General features: G+C 65.3%; 4 protein-coding genes. All 4 read right to left on the bottom strand.

The annotated features are described in order from the left end of the window. Positions 1-260, bottom strand: a 260-nt coding sequence (locus tag U9977_RS26385) for an aldo/keto reductase (RefSeq protein ID WP_322751980.1), incomplete at its 3' end; no start/stop codon positions are given. 161 nt (positions 261-421) lie between these two features. Further along, positions 422-1,018 carry a hypothetical protein gene (locus tag U9977_RS26380; RefSeq protein WP_416210790.1) on the bottom strand — a complete coding sequence of 199 codons (597 nt, stop codon included), beginning with the start codon at positions 1,016-1,018 and terminating at the stop codon, positions 422-424. After that, a complete protein-coding gene (locus tag U9977_RS26375) occupies positions 981-1,739 on the bottom strand; it encodes a helix-turn-helix transcriptional regulator (RefSeq protein WP_322751979.1) in 759 nt (252 codons plus the stop codon). Before U9977_RS26375 ends, U9977_RS26380 begins: the two co-directional genes overlap by 38 nt. Positions 1,740-2,006: 267 nt before the next feature. Further along, a complete protein-coding gene (locus U9977_RS26370; protein WP_322751978.1) occupies positions 2,007-3,209 on the bottom strand; it encodes a DUF349 domain-containing protein in 1,203 nt (400 codons plus the stop codon). Positions 3,210-3,553: the final 344 nt, after the last annotated feature.

Raw genomic sequence — 3,553 nt, 5'->3', positions numbered from 1 at the left:
GAGCCACCCATGTCGTGGCCGAACTTGGTAGCGAGCACCACGTCGTCGCGTCGAGTTCGCAGGATATGGCCGAGCAGGGTTTCCGATCCGCCCTTGTTGCCGTAGGTGTCAGCGGTGTCGAAGAGCGTTATGCCGTTGTCGAGTGCTGCGGTGACGACGGCCCGGGTGCCCTCGAGGTCAACCCTTGAACCGAAGTTGTTGCAGCCGAGACCGACGACGGAAACCAGCAGGCCGGAGGATCCGAGCGGGCGAAATCTCATCTCTCAATACAACACGAGACACCACGGGTCCCGCACGTTCGGGTCCGGGACCCGTGGTCGCCGAAACATACCGGTGATGCATGGTTGTGTTTCTCGAGTGCTGGTGGAGTCCGCTTGGGAAGCGTCCCTGGTCGCGGGGGCGCCGACCGGACTCGCCGAGGTCAGTCAGACGAAGCGGCGTCGCTGACGGCGGTGCCTACAGTTTCGGCTGCTCTGCGAGTTGACGTGCGAGCGGCCATGGTCTGGCTGACCGCAGCCCTGGTCCGGGAAACAGCCTCCTCGGTGACCGGGCTCCGGCGAATGCTGGAAACCCGCTTCTCGCCCCGATCGGCAAAGCTGTTGTAGAGCGACGTTGCGCGTCCTTGCAGGTCGGAAAGTTGCGAACCCACCGTGGCCGGCAGCGCTCGGACCACTGTCTGCACGTTGATCGGTAGTTTCTGAGCCTGGGTGGAAATGTCGTTGACTCGGCCGGGCAGCTTCTTGACCTCGTCCACGTAGGTCGTGGGAAGGGTTAGGATCTTCTCAACGGCGGCGTCGGCAGCCCCCACGGAGGCGTACAGGGGCTTGCGGACCTCGGATAGCGGCATCTTGACGGTGCCCTCAAAATCGGCGGCGTCGTCCGATGCCTGGGCGTCTGTTCGGATGGTGGCCATTGCTACCTCCTGCTTCGCGGTTATGGCATGGCCTTCGGTTGTCGGCGTGTTGCCGATCAATTGATCTTTAGGCGTCCTCTGCCGGGTCAGGGGTGGCTTGTTCAACGGTCGCCATAGTGGTCGGCGCGGAGCCATCGGCTGCGGTCGGGCCGGCCTTCGTCGGGGTCTTGCCATTGGCATCCCTGTCGGCTTCCCCACCGGCGCCGGTTGAGCGTGGTCGCCGAGCCGCCGGCATTCGTGGTTCGGTATCGCCGACCGGTCGGGTTCTGACCGTCTTCCGCGCGGTTGTGGTTCTCTTTGGCTGGCTGCCCTTGGTGGAGCTGGTCGTGGCCGCCGCGACGCCCTGTGGGGTGTCGCCGTTCGGGGGGGCGGCCGATTGGTCGGAATCGGTGTCCAGCCCCGATTCGGGGTCTGCGTCTGCGCCCGCGTTGTCCTGCTCGGTGTTCGAGCCGTCAACCGTGGGTGATTCGGGATTCAGGTCGTAGGTCGAGTTCTCCTTACGGAACGCGTCATAGATTTCAATGATAACCTGCTTCTGCCGCTCGGTGAGACTCGCGTCCGCGAGGATCGAGACGACGACGTCATTGTCGGATGACCGCTCGTCTAGAATCCCGGCCTGAACGTAAAGTACCTCCGCGGAGATTCGGAGTGCCTTGGCGATCTGCTGTAGTATCTCCGCGGACGGCTTTCGCAGACCACGCTCTATCTGGCTCAGATAGGGATTGCTGACCCCGGCCTGCCGAGCGAGCTGACGAAGGGAAATCTGTGCGGTTTTGCGCTGGTCCCTGATGAAGTCTCCGAGATCACGCACATTCAGGGGTGGCACGTTGGGTGTCAACCTCCTCCCATCTAGAGCGTATTGGCCGGCGGTGACGCGAAAATTCGTGACCACGTCGCCTTTGGCTGAGTGGAACCCCGGAAGAAGCAGATCTGTAATGGTGGGATCCGCAGGACCGAGCAACCAACGCTGTGAAGCGTACGTCCGACTGCTAGCTGTGGCAAGCGCCCAGCCGACCTGGGTACGCCGCGCCTGAGGATCAGTGGGCTCGGCACCGCACTGATCTGATCATGATGGACGGGTCTGTCGGCCGCTCTAACGTGTCGCGTGCGCAAGCCATTCACGCTGTGTCGCAAGTGCAGACTCGGCTTTCGCTGCCTCGTCCGTGCGTCCGCCGGCCCGGGCCCGGTCCAGCTTTGCCTCCAGCTTGGCGACAGATTCCCGCAATGTCGCCACAAATGCGGACTCCGTCGTCTCCGGACGGCGCCACCGCGCGTCCGCCGCGTGACGGATGCGGTCACCGGCGGCGGACAGCCGGCGTTCAAGGTCTGCGCCGGCCTCCCGCGGCACCTTCCCGATGGTGTCCCAGCGTTGTTCGATGTCCCGAAACCTGCGTAGCGCCTGGTCTGACTGGCCAGGGTCGATCGCGGCGGCCTCGGCGAGCAGCTGCTCCTTGCCGGCCTGATTCGCGCGCAGCTCGGCGTCACGTTCGGCGTTGGCCGTGTTGCGGCGGGCGAAAAACGCGTCCTGCGCGGACCGGAAGCGCAGCCACAGGGTGTCCTCGACGTCCTTGGGCGCGCGTCCTGCCGCCTTCCACTCGTCCAGCAGTGTCCGGTACCGAGCGCCGCTGGACGACCACTCCGTGGAGTCGGCAAGGGTTTCGGCCTCGGCGACGATCGCCTCCTTGCGCTCCTTGGCCTGCGCACGCTGCTGGTCAAGTGCGGCGAAGTGAGCGGTCCGGCGTCGGTTGAACTCATCGCGGGCAGCGGTCACTCGTTTCCACAGGTCGGTGTCCGTGCGGCGATCCACCCCGGTGATCGCCCGGAACTCGGTGGCGATAGCGCGGAACCGTTCGCCCGACGCCTTCCAATCGGAGCTGCGGGCGAGGCGTTCGCCTTCGGCGACGATCGCCTCCTTGGCTTCGATCGCCGCGGCGGCCCGCTGGGCCCGCTCGGCTGCGCGTTTGGCCTTCTGCTCGTCGACTGCGCGCAGGATCGCCTCGAGGCGCCGGGTCAGGATTTCAAGATCACCCACGACGGCGGCGGTGTCAAGGGAGCTCAGCAGCCGGCGCGCGCTCGCGGCGAGGTCCGCCGGCTCAGCGCTGGGGACGGTGAGGCGCCGTTCGAGCAGCACGACTTCGGCCGCCAGGTCGTCATAGCGCCGGCCGAAGTGTGCGAGGCCCTCTGCCGGGCTGCCGGCCCGCCAGGATCCGACCGGGCGTTCGCCCGCGGCCGTCCGCACGTACACGGTGCCGTCGTCGCCGACGCGCCCCCAGTCGGAACTGTTGCGCTCGCTCATTGTGGTCCCGAAGATCGACATCAGGTCGATTGACATTCTTGCAGGGATCGCGCCGAAGGGGCACACCTGATTGTCCGACCAGAAGCCGAAGCGCTGTTATCGGACTCAATGTGTTCAATCTGTGACGTTCCGTGGAAGTTTGGATGTTGCTCGCAGGCCTGAACGGTGATCGGATGTCGGCTCTGTGTGGTCGCCGTGTCGACACGGCTTGGTCGTATACAAATGCCCCGTCACCGGTCAAGATTCCTAACCGTGTACCGAACAGGTCCGTCCCACCTGGGCACGCATGGTCGGTCGGCAGCCCGGTCGTGCCCGGTCGCTGCGCCATGAGCTCGGTGTTCCAA

It is taken from the genome of Protofrankia sp. Cas8 (assembly GCF_963555845.1).
Lineage (GTDB): Bacteria > Actinomycetota > Actinomycetes > Frankiales > Frankiaceae > Protofrankia.
Note: the sequence above shows the minus strand (reverse complement) of the source record. Positions and strands in the feature narration are given on the sequence as shown.